This window comes from Borrelia persica No12 (assembly GCF_000500045.1).
Taxonomy (GTDB): domain Bacteria; phylum Spirochaetota; class Spirochaetia; order Borreliales; family Borreliaceae; genus Borrelia; species Borrelia persica.
Genome location: NZ_AYOT01000208.1, coordinates 1 through 815, shown reverse-complemented (window position 1 = coordinate 815; position 815 = coordinate 1). Strand labels below are relative to the sequence as shown.

Here is an 815-nt window from a genome sequence, read left to right as displayed (position 1 = left end):
TTGTACTCTGGGATTGTTACAATCCCATCTTGAGATTCGTGATTAAAAGACTTAACAATACCCATTTTAGAAATAAAGACATTAGAGTATATCCATTGTTTTATCTCTTCTTGAGTTAAAGCAGAGCCTTGCATTTTAGCATTCATTCTATAAATTTGATAATTAACGTTCATTTATTTTGTCTTTCCTTTAATATCTAAATAGTTTGAATCATCATAAAGCTTAAGCATAAGAGAACATTCTCCAGTATTACTTAAAGTGGCACTAGTCTCTAAAATTGTATTCTTAATCGTTTTTCCAAGGCCGTCAATGAAAGATACTCTGTCCCCAACTTTAAGTTTATGTGTGTACATAACTGTGGCGTTCCAATATATAAATCTTATAGTCATATTACTGCCAATAGCAATTTCTTGTTGCGGAATAAATTGTAAACCAAAATCTTCAAGTGGCAAATAATCTATGTCTGAACTTGGAGGTGTAGCATTTGTAAAAATATAGTTACAATCAACATGAGTTTGACCCCTATTTGCTTCTTGGAGAAGTTGTTTATGATCTTTAGGTATAATGTCTGTTCTGACACTTTGAACATACTTTTTAGTAATTTTTTCAAGGAATTCACGAGGTGTATTTGCGCAGAAACTTTCAGTTATGATTTTTGTTCTATCCTCATAACTCATATTAATTATGTTTCTATTTGGGAAAGCCGATTTAATTGCTTCTTCAACGGTCATACCGTAAAATTGATTTGGATCAAGCTCGCGATTGAAATAATTGCTTTTTGTTGCTAAATGTATTTCAAGATCAACACTAAAATC

The 815-nt window shown here is 31.3% G+C and carries 2 protein-coding genes; both read right to left on the bottom strand.

Going from position 1 to position 815, the window contains the following annotated elements; translation table 11 throughout:
* A partial coding sequence (locus tag U881_RS12355) for a DUF777 family protein (protein WP_152520709.1) occupies positions 1-173 on the bottom strand: 173 nt, incomplete at its 3' end.
* The coding region (locus U881_RS0107380; protein WP_024653818.1) for a DUF693 family protein at positions 174-815 on the bottom strand (642 nt) is incomplete at its 5' end.